The organism is Streptomyces sp. NBC_00162 (assembly GCF_024611995.1).
In the GTDB taxonomy this organism is placed as follows: domain Bacteria; phylum Actinomycetota; class Actinomycetes; order Streptomycetales; family Streptomycetaceae; genus Streptomyces.
This window is the reverse complement of the sequence record NZ_CP102509.1, coordinates 2,792,509-2,807,515: the sequence shown is the minus strand read 5'-3', so window position 1 is coordinate 2,807,515 and position 15,007 is coordinate 2,792,509. Positions and strand designations below refer to the sequence as shown.

10 protein-coding genes are annotated in these 15,007 nt (G+C 71.9%); 8 read left to right on the top strand and 2 right to left on the bottom strand.

Going from position 1 to position 15,007, the window contains the following annotated elements; all coding sequences use genetic code 11:
* The first annotated feature begins 69 nt into the window (after window positions 1-69).
* Window positions 70-1,509, top strand: coding sequence for a M1 family metallopeptidase (locus JIW86_RS12900; protein WP_257553885.1), 1,440 nt, complete (start codon window positions 70-72; stop codon window positions 1,507-1,509).
* A 156-nt stretch (window positions 1,510-1,665) separates the two neighbouring features.
* Window positions 1,666-3,171: a GTPase HflX gene (gene hflX / locus JIW86_RS12895; RefSeq protein WP_215144535.1), complete on the top strand. Its 1,506-nt coding sequence runs from the start codon at window positions 1,666-1,668 to the stop codon at window positions 3,169-3,171.
* A gap of 93 nt (window positions 3,172-3,264) precedes the next feature.
* Here hflX and JIW86_RS12890 read toward each other — a convergent pair whose 3' ends face one another.
* On the bottom strand, window positions 3,265-4,434 hold the full coding sequence (locus JIW86_RS12890) for a trypsin-like serine peptidase (protein ID WP_215144533.1): 1,170 nt from the start codon (window positions 4,432-4,434) through the stop codon (window positions 3,265-3,267).
* Between the two features lie 362 nt (window positions 4,435-4,796).
* Between JIW86_RS12890 and JIW86_RS12885 the strand changes: the two genes are divergently transcribed.
* The 5 genes from JIW86_RS12885 to JIW86_RS12865 all read left to right on the top strand — a co-directional run bounded on the left by JIW86_RS12885 (window position 4,797) and on the right by JIW86_RS12865 (window position 13,067).
* Entirely contained in the window at window positions 4,797-6,110 is a 1,314-nt protein-coding gene (locus JIW86_RS12885) for a diaminobutyrate--2-oxoglutarate transaminase family protein (RefSeq protein ID WP_257553884.1), read from the top strand.
* 261 nt (window positions 6,111-6,371) lie between these two features.
* On the top strand, window positions 6,372-8,360 hold the full coding sequence (locus tag JIW86_RS12880) for an IucA/IucC family protein (RefSeq protein ID WP_416237678.1): 1,989 nt from the start codon (window positions 6,372-6,374) through the stop codon (window positions 8,358-8,360).
* Between the two features lie 30 nt (window positions 8,361-8,390).
* Window positions 8,391-9,089, top strand: coding sequence for a GNAT family N-acetyltransferase (locus JIW86_RS12875; protein WP_257553882.1), 699 nt, complete (start codon window positions 8,391-8,393; stop codon window positions 9,087-9,089).
* A gap of 98 nt (window positions 9,090-9,187) precedes the next feature.
* The gene (locus tag JIW86_RS12870) at window positions 9,188-11,044 is read left to right on the top strand and encodes an IucA/IucC family protein (RefSeq protein ID WP_257553881.1); all 1,857 of its coding nucleotides are present in this window, start codon (window positions 9,188-9,190) and stop codon (window positions 11,042-11,044) included.
* A gap of 52 nt (window positions 11,045-11,096) precedes the next feature.
* Complete coding sequence (locus tag JIW86_RS12865; RefSeq protein WP_215144525.1) at window positions 11,097-13,067, top strand: ATP-dependent DNA helicase; 1,971 nt, start codon at window positions 11,097-11,099, stop codon at window positions 13,065-13,067.
* 72 nt (window positions 13,068-13,139) lie between these two features.
* Here the strand turns inward: JIW86_RS12865 and lexA are convergent, their stop codons facing one another.
* Window positions 13,140-13,931, bottom strand: coding sequence for a transcriptional repressor LexA (lexA, locus tag JIW86_RS12860; RefSeq protein ID WP_031142326.1), 792 nt, complete (start codon window positions 13,929-13,931; stop codon window positions 13,140-13,142).
* Window positions 13,932-14,400: 469 nt separating this feature from the next.
* On the opposite strand from lexA, the gene nrdR reads away from it, so the two are divergent.
* Complete coding sequence (gene nrdR, locus JIW86_RS12855; RefSeq protein ID WP_215144523.1) at window positions 14,401-14,913, top strand: transcriptional regulator NrdR; 513 nt, start codon at window positions 14,401-14,403, stop codon at window positions 14,911-14,913.
* Window positions 14,914-15,007: the final 94 nt, after the last annotated feature.

Genomic DNA, 15,007 nt, shown 5'->3' with positions numbered 1-15,007 from the left:
GGTCCCGTTCGGGTGGACCCGTCGCGCGCCGTTCGCGGCCGTGTGGCGGACGCTGGTAAGCGGTGGTGGATGCAGCTCACCTCCCCGCGCCTGCGCGCCGCCCTGCTGGCCGCGGCCTCCCTCACCCTCGTCGCCGCCGTACTGCCCCCGCCGAAGCCGCTGGGCATCGGCGACCGGCTGTTCCCGGAGCTCGGGAACCCCGGGTACGACGTGCTCTCGTACGACCTCTCCTTCACGTACAAGGACAACCGCACGCCCCTCGACGCCGTCACCGTCATCGATGCCCGCGCCCTGCAGTCGCTGGAGCGGATCAATCTGGACTTCACGCACGGAAAGGTGGCGTCCGCCGAGGTCAACGGCGAGCCGGCCCGGTTCGAGAGCGTGGGGGAGGACCTGGTGCTGACGCCCGCGCGTCCGGTCACCGCCCACGTGCCGCTGCACATCACCGTCCGGCACACCAGCGACCCGCGCGGGCGCGCGGACGGGGGCTGGGTCCCCACCGAGGACGGGCTGGCCATGGCCAACCAGGCGGACGCCGCCCACCGCGTCTTCCCCTGCAACGACCACCCCGCCGACAAGGCGTTCTTCACCTTCCGGGTCACCGCCCCGGAAGCGCTCACGGTCGTCGCCAACGGAGTGCCGGTGGCCGCCGCCCTGCCGATGGGCCCCTCGAAGACGTGGACGTACCGGACCCGGCACCCGATGGCCACGGAACTGGCGCAGGTCTCGGTCGGACGCTCCGCGGTCGTCCACGGCACCGGACCGCACGGGCTGCCGCTGCGCGACGTGGTGCCCGCCGCCGACCGGCAGAAGCTGGACCCCTGGCTGAGGAAGACCGCGGGCCACATCGCGTGGATGGAGGAGCGGGTCGGCCGCTACCCCTTCGAGAACTACGGGGTGCTGATCGCGCGGGCGAGCACCGGCTTCGAGCTGGAGACGCAGACCCTCTCGCTCTTCGAGCACAGCCTGTTCTCCGGCGAGGGCTACCCCGAGTGGTACGTGGAGTCCGTGATGGTCCACGAGCTCGCCCACCAGTGGTTCGGCGACAGCGTCGCCCCGCGCACCTGGTCCGACCTGTGGCTCAACGAGGGACACGCCACCTGGTACGAGGCCCTGTACGCGGACGGGCTCGGCAAGTACTCCCTGGAGCGGCGGATGCGCGAGGCGTACCAGCGCTCCGACCAGTGGCGGGCCGCGGGCGGCCCCCCGGCCGCGCCGAAGGCGGCCGCACCGGGCGAGAAGATCGGCCTGTTCCGGCCCGTGGTCTACGACGGGGCCGCGCTGATCCTCTACGCGCTGCGCGAGGAGATCGGCACGGAGGCCTTCGACCGCGTCGAGCGCCGCTGGGTGGCGGAGCACAAGGACGGGGTCGCGGGCACGGAAGACTTCGTCCACCTGGCCTCGCAGGAGGCGGGCCGGGACCTGACGGCCTTCCTGGAGCCGTGGCTGTACGGGAAGACGACCCCGGCGATGCCCGGGCACCCCGAGTGGAGCGGAAAAAGCGTGTGACCCACGAGGAACGGGCATGTCACCATCGACAGGGCCGTTCGGGGAATCCCCCGGCGGTGTGACACGTTGGACGTGACAGCTCACGTTGGATGTGACACCTCACGTTGGACGTGACATCCGGCGTGACCGTGCTATTCGAATCGACGTAAGGATCCAATGACCTCCTCTTCTTCCCCTTCCCAGGACGCGCGGGACGCACAGGACGTGCGCGACTCGCAGAGCTTCACCGAGAGCCTTCGGGCCGATGCCCTGATGGAAGAGGACGTCGCCTGGAGCCACGAGATCGACGGAGACCGCGACGGCGAGCAGTTCGAACGCTCCGAGCGCGCGGCCCTGCGCCGTGTGGCCGGCCTCTCCACCGAGCTCGAAGACGTCACCGAGGTCGAGTACCGACAGCTCCGCCTGGAGCGGGTCGTCCTCGTCGGTGTCTGGACCTCCGGCACGGTGATCGACGCGGAGAACTCCCTCGCGGAGCTCGCCGCCCTCGCCGAGACGGCAGGTGCCCTCGTACTCGACGGTGTGATCCAGCGCCGCGACAAGCCGGACCCTGCCACCTTCATCGGCTCCGGCAAGGCGCGGGAGCTGCGCGACATCGTGCTGGAGAGCGGCGCCGACACCGTCGTCTGTGACGGCGAGCTCAGCCCCGGCCAGCTCATCGCCCTCGAGGACGTCGTCAAGGTGAAGGTGGTCGACCGGACCGCCCTCATCCTGGACATCTTCGCCCAGCACGCCAAGTCCCGAGAGGGCAAGGCGCAGGTCGCTCTCGCGCAGATGCAGTACATGCTTCCGCGCCTGCGCGGCTGGGGTGCCTCGCTGTCCCGGCAGATGGGTGGCGGCGGCGGTGGCGGCATGGCCACCCGAGGCCCCGGTGAGACCAAGATCGAAACGGACCGGCGACGGATCCGCGAGAAGATGGCGAAGATGCGCCGGGAGATCGCGGACATGAAGACCGGCCGCGACATCAAGCGGCAGGAACGGCGCCGCAACAAGGTGCCGTCGGTCGCCATCGCCGGTTACACCAACGCAGGCAAGTCCTCGCTGCTCAACCGCCTCACGGGCGCGGGCGTGCTGGTGGAGAACGCACTGTTCGCCACCCTCGACCCGACCGTGCGCCGGGCCGAGACGCCGAGCGGCCGGATCTACACCCTGGCCGACACCGTCGGCTTCGTCCGGCACCTGCCCCACCACCTCGTCGAGGCGTTCCGCTCCACGATGGAGGAGGTCGGCGACTCCGATCTCATCCTGCACATCGTGGACGGCTCGCACCCGGCGCCGGAGGAGCAGCTGGCGGCGGTGCGCGAGGTCATCCGCGAGGTCGGCGCGGTGAACGTGCCCGAGATCGTGGTGATCAACAAGGCGGACGCGGCGGACCCGCTCGTCCTCCAGCGCCTGCTGCGGATCGAGCGGCATTCCATCGCCGTCTCGGCGCGCACGGGCATGGGCATCGAGGAACTCCTCGCGCTCATCGACACCGAGCTGCCGCGGCCCGAGGTCGAGGTGGAGGCCCTGGTGCCGTACACCCGCGGCTCGCTGGTCGCCAAGGCGCACGCCGAGGGCGAGGTGATCTCCGAGGAGCACACCCCGGAGGGCACCCTGCTCAAGGTGCGGGTGCACCAGGAGCTCGCGGCGGACCTGGCTCCGTACGCGCTCGCCAAGCGGTGACGAGCGCACCTGTGTGAATGACCGAGGCCCCGCCCCCTGCGACGCAGGGGGCGGGGCCTCGGTCATTGCACGTGCGTGGTCACGTGCCGTGGGCTACTTGAACTTGCCGCTCACGGCGTCGAAGATGCCCTTCGCCTCCGGACCCAGCCGGGGTCCGGCCAGCCAGCCCGCCTTGGCCGGGCCGATCGAGGTGTTCGACACCAGCGCCGGCTTGCCGTCCGCGCCCGCCGCGACCCAGCCGCCGCCGGAGGAACCGCCCGTCATGGTGCAGCCGATGCGGTACATCACCGGGTCGCTCGCGGTCAGCGACAGCCGGCCCGGCTTGTCCGCGCACTGGTAGGCCTTCTGGCCGTCGAACGGGGCCGCCGCCGGGTAGCCGGTGGCCGTGATGCTCGCGACCTTCGGCACCGCCGGGGCGGCGAACTCCACCGGGAGCGCCGAACCGATCGTCTCCTCCAGGGACTTGCCGCTGCCCTTCTCGGGGGTCACGTGCAGGACCGCGAAGTCGTACGGGGCACCCGCGCCGCCGGTCGGACCGCCGGTCGCGATCCACTGGTCGGAGGTCTGCGCCCAGTCGCTCCACCAGACGCCGAACGGGGCCACCTGCTCGCGGGGCGCGCCCTTGAGCTGCGCCGCGGGCTTGCCCGCGTTGTTGTAGGAGGGGACGAAGGCGATGTTGCGGTACCAGCCGCCGGACTTGCCGGCGTGCACGCAGTGGCCCGCCGTCCAGACCATGTTGGACTTGCCGGGGTGGGCCGGGTCCTTGACCACGGTCGCCGAGCAGACCATCGAGCCCTCGGGCCCGTCGAAGAAGACCTTGCCGGCCTCCGGAACGCTCTGGTGGTAGGGCGGGTTCGCAGCCTTGGCCGCCACCGGCGCCGGGGTCGGGTCGGTGACGCCCTGGTCCTTGCCCGCGTCCGGGTCGACGGACGGCTGCTTCGGCTGCTCCGCGTCACGCATGCGGTCCGGGTCCCACAGTCCCTCGATGACCGGGTTGATGTAGTCGCCCGCCTCGCGGAGCCAGTCCTCCTTCTTCCAGTTCTTCCACGCACCCCCCTTCCACTTCTCCAGGTCGATGCCGTGTTCCTTGAGCTTGTCCTTGAGCTGGTCCGGGATCTTGATCCCGTCCGTGCCCGGAAGGCTCGCCGCCACGGTCGGCTTGGCGTCGCCGCCGGCCTCCCCGTCGCCGGGCCCGCAGGCGGCGGCGGTCAGCGCGAGCGCGGCCGCGCACAGAATCGCGGTGACCGGTCGGTTCGGTCGCATGTCTTTCGTCCCCCTGTGGAATCGAGGCGTGGAGTGCAGCACCCCACTATGCCGCCGAGGTTGGGGACGGCACAGCCCGGGGCGGCGGTTCCCCCTCTCTCTTTCCCTCTCCGACCCTTCTCTTCGCCCGGTCTCTTCGTCCGGCGGACAAGGATCTTGGACCCACCCGTGATCCGTCGCCGTCAGCGTCGTTGGTACGTACGGGGGATGGGCGGGCAGCGCTCGTGTTCGAGGCGCAATCCGGAAGAGCACTTCGTGCGGGAGGACCGACACTCGTGGCTTTGACCGAGCCGGCAGCGGCGGCGGCTGCACAGCTGACGCCGCCGCAGGCGCCTTCACAAGTACCACCGCAGGGAAGTCGGTTGCCGGCGCTCAGCGGTCCGGTCTTCGCGGACGGCATCCTGCGCAGGCAGGCGCAGCGGGAGTCCGCAGCCCGGACGTACGCTCGCTCGCTGCCCATCGTCCCCGTGCGGGCCCGCGGGCTGACCATCGAGGGCGCCGACGGCCGCCGCTACCTCGACTGCCTCTCCGGGGCCGGGACCCTCGCCCTCGGGCACAACCACCCGGTCGTCCTCCAGGCCGTCCGCGGAGTCCTCGACTCCGGGGCCCCGTTGCACGTGCTGGACCTCGCGACTCCGGTCAAGGACGCCTTCACCACCGAGCTGTTCGCCAACCTGCCGCCGGAACTGGCAGCCGACGCCCGCGTCCAGTTCTGCGGACCGGCCGGCACGGACGCCGTGGAGGCCGCCCTCAAGCTGGTCCGCACCGCGACCGGGCGCTCCGGGCTGCTCGCCTTCACCGGGGCCTACCACGGGATGACCGCCGGAGCCCTGGACGCCTCGGGCGGGGCCCAGGACGTGCGGGTGACCCGGCTGCCGTACCCGCAGGACCACCGCTGCCCGTTCGGAGTCGGCGGCGCCGAGGGAGCCGAACTCGGCGCGCGCTGGACGGAGAGCCTGCTGGACGACCCCAAGGGCGGGGTGCCCGCCCCCGCCGGGATGATCGTCGAACCCGTGCAGGGCGAAGGCGGCGTCATCCCGGCCCCGGACGCCTGGCTGCGCCGGATGCGGGAGATCACCGCGGCCCGGGGGATCCCCCTGATCGCGGACGAGGTACAGACGGGCGTCGGCCGGACCGGTGCCTTCTGGGGAGTCGGCCACGCCGGGGTGGTGCCCGACGTGATGGTCCTGTCCAAGGCGATCGGCGGCAGCCTGCCGCTCGCGGTGATCGTGTACCGGGCGGACTTGGACGTGTGGACCCCCGGCGCCCACGCGGGCACGTTCCGCGGCAACCAGCTCGCCATGGCCGCCGGAACCGCCACGCTCGCCTTCGTCCGCGAGAACCGGCTCGCCGAGCGCGCCGCCGCCCTGGGTGAGCGCATGCTGACGGCCCTGCGCGGCCTGGCCGCCGCCCACCCCTGCATCGGGGACGTCCGGGGCCGCGGCCTGATGATCGGCATCGAACTCATCGATCCCGACACCGGGGCCGCCGCGCCGGCCGTCGCCTCGGCTGTCCGCCAGGAGTGCCTGGACCGGGGCCTGATCGTCGAACTCGGCGGCCGCCACAACACCGTCGTCCGCCTGCTCCCCCCGCTGACCCTGACCGACGAGCAGGCCGCGGCGGTCCTCGACCGCCTGGCCGACGCCATTCCGGCCGCCGCCCGACGGCCCCACTGACCCGCACCCCGAGGACCCGCGATGCCCGATCCGCACCAGTCCACCCCGCCCCACGGCCGGCCGCTCCCGGAAACCCCGCCCCCGGCGCCCGCCGGAGCCACGGACCCCGCCCCCGCCCCCGCCCCCGCGCCTCAGGCAGCCGACCCCGGCCCGGTCACCCGGCCGACCCCCGAGGCCCCCGGGCACGGCGCCCAACCGGAGGCCCAGGGCCCGGCCGAGGTGCACGCGTCTCCCGACCCCGCGCCCAGGCTCCTGCCCCCCATGCCCCCGGCACCCCCGGTGCTGCCCTCCGCACCGCCGAGCCCCTCCTGCCCGCCGGAACACCCGCAGCCGGGCGTCCCGGCCCCCGCCACCGGAGCACCGCGCCAGCAGCCCCCGGCGGCCGGTATCGGGGCGGCGGCCACCGTGCCGCGCCAGAAGGACGGCACGCCCAGACCCCGGATCTCCTGGCCCGTTCCCGCCGGACCCGAGCCGACCGCGCAGCCCGACCTCCTGGACCATCCCGACCCGGCCGTCGCCGCCGAGGCGGCGGCGGTGGAGAACCTCCTCCGCTGCTGGGTCCGTGAGGCCGCGATCCGCCGGCCCGACGGCCCCGCCGGGACCCCGCTGCGCATCCCCCTCCCCGCTTCCGGCGCGGCTCTGCTCGTCCCCGTCCGGTACTGGTCCGCCACGGGATGGCACCGCTTCGGCCCCGCCCGGCTGGCCGGCGCCCCCGCCACCGCCCGAGCCCTTGACGCCGTCACCCTGGCCGCACTGATCGCCCGCGAGGGCACGATCCCGGGCCCCTGCACCGCCAAGGGACCCGACGCCGGCCGAGGCAGTGCCGACCTCGTCGGCCGGGTCGCCGACTCGGTACGCCGCACCGCGGAGTTCATCGCCGACCGGCGAGAACGCCCCGCCGCCCCCGCGCTCATCGGCGTGGACCGCTTCCTGACCGCCGAACAGTCCCTCCTCCTCGGTCACCCCCTCCAGCCGGACCCGAAAAGCCGCGAAGGACTCTCCGAGACCGAAGTACGCCGCTACTCACCCGAACTCCACGGCTCCTTCCCTCTGCACTGGTTCGCGATCGACCCCTCCGCCATCGCAACCGAATCCGCCTGGACCGAGCGCGGCCGCCCCGTCTCCGCCCCCCAGCTCCTGGGCCGACTCGCCCCCGGACTCCCGCTCCCTGACGGTGCCACCCCCCTTCCCCTTCACCCCTGGCAGGCCCGCGACCTGCTCCAGCGCCCCGCCGTCGCCGCCCTACGCGACGCCGGACTCCTGCACGACCTGGGCCCGTACGGCGCGCCCTGGTACCCCACCTCCTCCGTCCGCACCGTCCACCGACCCGGCTCACCCGCGATGCTCAAGCTCTCCCTGGGCCTGCGCATCACCAACTCCCGCCGCGAGAACCTCCGCAAGGAGCTCCACCGCGGTGTCGAAGTGCACCGGCTGCTCCGCACCGGCCTCGCCGAGGAGTGGCAGGCGGCCCACCCCGGCTTCGACATCGTCCGCGACCCCGCATGGGTCGCCGTCGATGCCCCGGACGGCACCCCCGTCCCCGGACTCGACGCCCTGCTGCGCCACAACCCCTTCCGATCCGGCGACGACGCCGTCTGCGTCGCCGCTCTCACATCGCCCCGCCCTTGGCCCGGCCGGAGCACCATGACCTCCCGGCTCGCTGCGATCGTCTCCGCCCTCGCCGCCGCCACCGGACGCACCACCTCCGCCGTCGCCGCCGAGTGGTTCCTGCGCTACCTCGACCACGTGATCCTGCCGGTCCTCGCCTTCGACGCGATCGCCGGCATCGCCCTCGAAGCGCACCAGCAGAACACCCTGGTCCTCCTCGACCCGGCCGGGTGGCCGGTCGGCGGCCGCTTCCGCGACAACCAGGGCTACTACTTCCGCGAGTCCCACCGCGCGGAACTGGAGCACCGGCTCCCCGGAATCGGCAGCCTCAGCGACACCTTCGTCTCCGACGCCGTCACCGACGAACGCTTCGCTTACTACCTCGGCATCAACAACGTGCTGGGTCTGATCGGCGCCTTCGGATCCGAGCGGCTCGCCGACGAACGCGTGCTCCTCGCCGCCTTCCGCCGCTTCCTCGGCAAGGCCGCAGGCCTCGGCCCGCTCCCCGCGAAGCTGCTCGACTCGCCCACCCTGCGCTGCAAGGCGAACCTCCTCACCCGCCTGGGCGGCCTCGACGAACTCGTCGGACCCGTCGACAGCCAGTCCGTCTACGTCACCATCACCAACCCCCTCCACGATTGACGCGTCGGAACCGACGCGGGGAAGAACCCCATGCCCACCACAGACGCCCCCGCTGATTCCGCCGGCTCCACCACCCACGCCACCGGCACGGTCCGTGCCCACGGAGACACCATCGAACTACGGCTCCCCACGGGGCTGTTGCCCCTGCTCGCCGAAGCCGACCTCCTCGACTCGCCGGCCACCTGGGGCAGTACCGACACCGCTGCCGGAGCCTTCCGCCTCGAACCCGTACGACCGGGCCGCGACCTGGAACTCCTCACCGGCTGGATGAACGACCCCGAGGTGGCCGCCTACTGGGAACTCGCCGGTCCCGCCGAGGTCACCGCCGCCCACCTGCGGGCACAGCTCGACGGAGACGGCCGCAGCATCCCCTGCCTCGGCCTCCTCGACGGAACACCGATGAGCTACTGGGAGATCTACCGGGCGGACCTCGACCCGCTCTCCCGCCACTACCCGGCGCGCCCCCACGACACGGGTATCCACCTGCTCATCGGAGACGGCACGAACCGGGGCCGCGGTCTGGGCACCACCTTGCTGCGCGCCGTCGCCGGCCTGGTACTCGACAACCGCCCCCGCTGCACACGTGTCATCGCGGAACCGGACATCCGCAACACCCCCTCCGTATCGGCCTTTCTGAGTTCTGGTTTCCGCTGTTACACCGAAATCGACCTTCCCGAGAAGCGTGCCGCCCTGATGGTCCGGGAGCGGGCGCTGCGCAATCTCCTCTGAGTGCCGCCCCGCGCGCCCCGACCGTCTTCGCCGCTTCGCACCTCTCCCTTCGAAAACTCTGCGTCACGCAGCAAAGTTCCCGATCTCCGAGGAGTCCCGTGCCGAATTTCCCCGCAGCCCCCGACTCCGCAGAATCCCCGCTGCCCCCGTCGCCCCAACACCCCTGCACACCACCCGAACTCACCTCCGCGACCTGGGACTCCGCCGCCCGGCGCCTGCTCGCCAAGATGCTCGCCGAGTTCGCCTACGAGGAGATCATCCGCCCCGTCCCCGCCCCGGCCGCCGCCCCAGACGCGTGGAGCCTGACCCTGGACGACGGCAGCCTCCTCGGATTCCGGGCCCGCCGCCGCTCGTACGGCAGCTGGCACGTCACCCCCGACACCATCACCCTCACCCCGCCCTCACCCTCCACGCAGCCGCCGACCGCCTTCGGGGACCCGTACGCCTTCCTCATCCGCTCCCGTACTCTCCTCGGCCTCGACGGAGCCACCCTCGGCCACCTCGTCCGCGAGCTCAGCGCCACCCTTGCCGCCGACGCCCGGATCGACCACACCGCGCTCACCGCCGACGTACTCGCCGACCTCGACTACGCCCTCCTCGAAGGCCACCAGACCGGTCACCCCTGGCTCGTCCTCAACAAGGGCCGCGTCGGTCTCTCCTCCTCCGACGCCGCGGCGTGGGCACCGGAGGCCCGTACCCGCCAGCGGCTGCCCTGGCTCGCCGCCCACACCTCGCTCGCCGCCTACCGCGGGACCGCCGGCCTGGAGGAGCCCGCCCGGCTCTACTCCGCCGAGCTCGACCCCGTCACCCGCTCCGGCTTCGACCAGGCCCTGCGCGACCGCGGCCTGGACCCGCTCCACTACCTCTACCTACCGGTCCACCCCTGGCAGTGGGACGAGGTCGTCCTCCCGCTCTTCGCCCCCGCCCTCGCCTCCGGCGCCCTCGTACCGCTCCCCGCCGATCCCGACGTGCGCCTGCCCCAGCAGTCGATCCGTACCTTCCTCAACCTCACCCGCCCCGACCGGCGCAGCGTCAAGCTCCCGCTCTCCGTCTTCAACACCATGGTCTGGCGCGGTCTGCCCAGCGATCTCACCCTCGCCGCCCCCGCCGTCACCGCGTGGATCCACTCCCTCCGCGACGCCGACCCCTTCCTCCGCGAGGAATGCGGGGTCATCCTGCTCGGCGAGGTCGCCTCCGTCACCGTCCGCCACCCCGTCTACGACGCGCTCCCCGAGGTCCCGTACCAGTACAAGGAACTCCTCGGCGCGATCTGGCGCGAGCCCCTGACCGGACGCCTGGCACCCGGAGAGCGCGCCCGCACGCTCGCCTCCCTCCTCCACACCGATCCCCGAGGCCGGTCCTTCACCGCCGAACTCGTCGCCCGGTCCGGGCTCACCCCCACCGGATGGCTGCAGCGCCTCTTCGCCGCCCTGCTGCCCCCGCTCCTCCACTTCCTCTACCGCTACGGCACCGTCTTCTCCCCGCACGGCGAGAACGCCATCGTGATCTTCGACGAACACGACGTCCCGGTCCGGCTCGCGGTCAAGGACTTCGTGGACGACATCAACATCACCGCCGAACCGCTTCCCGAGCTCGAGTCCCTGCCCGACGAGGTCCGGGCGGTCCTGCTCACCGAGCCCGCCGACTTCCTTCCCCAGTTCATCCACTCCGGGCTGTTCGTCGGCGTCTTCCGCTACCTGTCGGCCCTGTGCGAGGACCGCCTCGGTGTCCCGGAGAGCGAGTTCTGGTCCCTCGTACGGGCGGAAATCCTCCGCCACCAGGCCCGATTCCCTGAGCTCAAGGACCGCTACGAGCTCTTCGACCTGCTCGGCGAGCGCATCGGACGGCTCTGCCTGAACCGGAACCGGCTCTACGAGGACGGCTACCGCGACCGCCCCACCCGCCCGCACGCCGTCCAGCACGGCACCGTCCCCAACCCCTTGTACCAGCCATGAATCCTCGCCGGTGCGATCGCTGTCGGTGGGGCCCCGTAGGGTTGGCAGTGCTATGACGAAGCCCTCCCTCCCCGACCTGCTGCACGCCGCCGTCTCCGCCGTCGGCGGCACGGAGCGCCCCGGCCAGGTGGCCATGGCCGAAGCCGTCGCCGAAGCGATCGACGACAACTCCCACCGGCTCATCCAGGCCGGCACCGGCACCGGCAAGTCCCTCGGCTACCTGGTGCCGGCCCTCGCCCACGGCGAGCGCGTGGTCGTGGCCACGGCGACCCTCGCGCTCCAGCGGCAGCTCGTCGAGCGCGACCTGCCCCGGACGGTGGAGGCACTGCATCCGCAGCTGCGCCGCCGCCCGCAGTTCGCCATGCTCAAGGGCCGCTCCAACTATCTGTGCCTGCACCGTCTGCACGAGGGAGCTCCGCAGGACGAGGAGGAGGGCCTCTTCGACCAGTTCGAGGCGGCCACCCCCACCAGCAAGCTCGGCAAGGACCTGCTGCGCCTGCGCGACTGGGCGGACGAGACGGAGACCGGGGACCGTGACGACCTCACGCCGGGCGTCTCGGACAAGGCCTGGTCGCAGATCTCCGTGTCCTCCCGCGAGTGCCTGGGCGCGACGAAGTGCGCGTACGGGGCCGAGTGCTTCGCCGAGGCGGCCCGCGAGCGGGCCAAGCTCGCGGACGTGGTCGTCACCAACCACGCACTGCTCGCCATCGACGCCATCGAGGGCGCGCCGGTGCTGCCGCAGCACGAGGTGCTGATCGTGGACGAGGCCCACGAGCTGGTCTCCCGGGTGACCGGGGTCGCCACCGGCGAGCTCACCCCGGGGCAGGTCAACCGGGCGGTGAAGCGGGCGGCCAAGCTGGTCGACGAGAAGACCGCCGACTCCCTGCAGACCGCGTCCGAGTCCTTCGAGCGGGTCATGGAGCTGGCTCTCCCCGGCCGGCTGGAGGAGATTCCCGAGGACCTCGGATACGCGCTCATGGCGTTGCGGGATGCCGCGCGCAACGTGATCTCGGCGATCGGCGCGACCCGCGACAAGTCCGTCCACGACGAGGACGCCGTCCGCAAGCAGGCCCTGGCCGCGGTGGAGAACGTCCACGGAGTGGCGGAGCGGATCACCAACGGCTCCGAGTACGACGTCGTCTGGTTCGAGCGCCACGACCGATTCGGCGCCACCCTGCGGGTCGCCCCCCTGTCGGTGTCGGGCCTGCTGCGCGAGAAGCTCTTCGAGGACCGCTCCGTGGTCCTGACCTCGGCCACCCTCAAGCTCGGCGGCGACTTCAACGGCGTCGCGGCCTCCATGGGCCTGTCCCCCGAGGGGGTCGAGGCCGAGGACGCGCCGCTCTGGAAGGGCCTGGACGTCGGCTCGCCCTTCGACTACCCGAAGCAGGGCATCCTCTACGTCGCCAAGCACCTGGCCACGCCGGGCCGCGAAGGCACCCGCGGCGACATGATGGACGAGCTCGCCGAGCTGATCGAGTCCGCCGGCGGTCGGACCCTCGGACTGTTCTCCTCCATGCGCGGCGCCAAGGCGGCCGCCGAGGAGCTCCGCGGCCGGCTCGACAACCCGATCCTGCTCCAGGGCGAGGAGACCCTGGGCGAGCTGATCAAGGCGTTCGCGGCCGACCCGAAGACCTGCCTGTTCGGGACGCTGTCGCTGTGGCAGGGCGTGGACGTGCCCGGTCCCAGCTGCCAGCTGGTGGTGATGGACAGGATTCCGTTCCCGCGTCCCGACGACCCGCTGATGAGCGCCCGGCAGAAGTCGGTGGAGGAGCACGGCGGCAACGGCTTCATGGCCGTCGCCGCCACGCATGCCGCGCTGCTGATGGCCCAGGGAGCGGGCCGTCTCGTACGGGCCACGGGTGACCGGGGTGTGGTCGCGGTCCTGGATCCCCGCCTGGCCACGGCCCGGTACGGGAGCTTCCTGCGGGCCACGCTGCCGGACTTCTGGTACACCACGGACCGGAACCAGGCCCGCCGCTCGCTGGCCGCCATCGACGCCGCCGCCCAGGCTGACGGCAAGTAGTCGCCCCTCGGGCACAAGACAACCCCCGGGACCGGCGCAGTGGGTCCCGGGGGCTGGATCGAGGCGGCGGGGTCAGACCCGGCGCAGTACCGCGACGACCTTGCCGAGAATGGTCGCCTCGTCGCCGGGGATCGGCTGGTAGGCGGCGTTGTGCGGGAGGAGCCAGACATGGCCGTCCTCGCGCTTGAAGCGCTTGACGGTGGCCTCGCCGTCCAGCATCGCGGCGACGATGTCGCCGTTCTCCGCGACCGGCTGGCGCCGGACCGTGACCCAGTCGCCGTCACAGATGGCGGCCTCGATCATCGAGTCGCCGACGACCTTCAGGACGAACAGCTCGCCGTCGCCGACGAGCTGGCGGGGGAGCGGGAACACGTCCTCGACCGACTCCTCGGCGAGGATCGGGCCGCCGGCCGCGATCCGGCCGACCAGGGGAACGTAGGAGGCGGCGGGCTTGCCGGTGGTGTCCGTAGGCTGCGAGCTGGGCTGGTCGGAGCCGCGCACCTCATACGCCCGGGGGCGGTGCGGGTCACGGCGCAGGAAGCCCTTCCGCTCCAGGGCCATCAGCTGGTGGGCGACCGACGACGTGCTGGACAGGCCGACCGCCTGGCCGATCTCCCGCATCGACGGCGGGTAACCCCGCCGCTGCACGGAGTCGCGAATGACCTCGATGACCCTCCGCTGCCGGTCCGTGAGCCCGGAGCTGTCGGCGCGGATGCCTGGAGGTCGACCTGGCAGCGAGCGTGCGGGGCGTACGGGCTCCGCCTCCGGGTTCAGGTTTGCGTCGTTCATGGCATGCACCGGCTCGAGTCGGCTCTGGGAGCGGTTCTGGGCAGTGATGGTGGCACTGTCTGCGGTGGTGGTCACGTCGGCCCCTCTCGAAATGTTCTCCCTAGCTGGACAACGGTAGTAGCTTTCGAAAGGTTGCGCCAAACACACGTTCGAGTGAAAAATCGCAGATCGTCCCGCGTGGGCAAATCGAGGGGTGTATGGGCGATCGGTTCACCGAACGCGGGTTCGGCTCGGCACCCGCTGCTTACGGTACCCTTCCCGGTCGGATCCCGACCCTCCGGGTCCGGGCCCAGTGTGGCACCGGAAGGCCTCGTATCCGCCTATCGGACGCCGCGACACGCGGAGTCCGGTAAATCCACCACAACCCAAGATCTAGTGGTTGGATGAGCGCAGCCGCCCAGAAGTTGTGGTCCCCGGGTCCGCTGAGGGTCCCGACATCGCATATGCTGGTGGCTGCTTCACAAGCCCCCGACAGAGTCCGTCTCTGTCGTTCAGGGGCCTCGTGAGGTGATTCAGTCGTGCCAAGAGGGAGGGTGAGGGAACCATGCACTGCCCCTTCTGCAGGCACCCCGACAGCCGCGTCGTCGACAGCCGCACCACGGACGACGGCACGTCGATCCGTCGGCGCCGTCAGTGCCCCGACTGCTCCCGTCGCTTCACGACGGTGGAGACGGCCTCGCTGATGGTGATCAAGCGCAGCGGGGTGACCGAACCCTTCAGCCGTACCAAGGTCATCTCCGGCGTGCGCAAGGCGTGCCAGGGGCGGCCGGTCACCGAGGACGCCCTCGCCAAGCTCGGCCAGCGGGTCGAGGAGGCGGTGCGCGCCACCGGGAGTGCCGAGCTGACCACCCACGACGTGGGTCTGGCCATACTCGGCCCGTTGCAGGAACTCGACCTGGTCGCGTACCTCCGGTTCGCGTCCGTTTACAAGGCGTTCGACACACTCGAAGACTTCGAGGCCGCCATCGCGGAGCTCCGCGTGTCGCGACCTCACCCTGAAGAGTGCGAGCCCGGTCGGACCGCTCCGGTCCCCGTGCCCGCCTCCGCCGCCGACTGACCGGACGGCCCGTGCTCCGGTGCTCACGCACCGCCAGCACGGCCGGTCTGCCAGGCGAAGAGACGTAGATACAAGACACAGCATCGTGCCGCGG

Coding starts and splice junctions, on each gene's coding strand:
- hflX (WP_215144535.1), top strand. CDS start 1,666: ATGACCTCCTCTTCTTCCCCTTCCCAGGACGCGCGGGACGCACAGGAC.
- JIW86_RS12900 (WP_257553885.1), top strand. CDS start 70: ATGCAGCTCACCTCCCCGCGCCTGCGCGCCGCCCTGCTGGCCGCGGCC.
- JIW86_RS12890 (WP_215144533.1), bottom strand. CDS start 4,434: ATGCGACCGAACCGACCGGTCACCGCGATTCTGTGCGCGGCCGCGCTC.
- JIW86_RS12865 (WP_215144525.1), top strand. CDS start 11,097: ATGACGAAGCCCTCCCTCCCCGACCTGCTGCACGCCGCCGTCTCCGCC.
- nrdR (WP_215144523.1), top strand. CDS start 14,401: ATGCACTGCCCCTTCTGCAGGCACCCCGACAGCCGCGTCGTCGACAGC.
- JIW86_RS12880 (WP_416237678.1), top strand. CDS start 6,372: ATGCCCCCGGCACCCCCGGTGCTGCCCTCCGCACCGCCGAGCCCCTCC.
- JIW86_RS12875 (WP_257553882.1), top strand. CDS start 8,391: ATGCCCACCACAGACGCCCCCGCTGATTCCGCCGGCTCCACCACCCAC.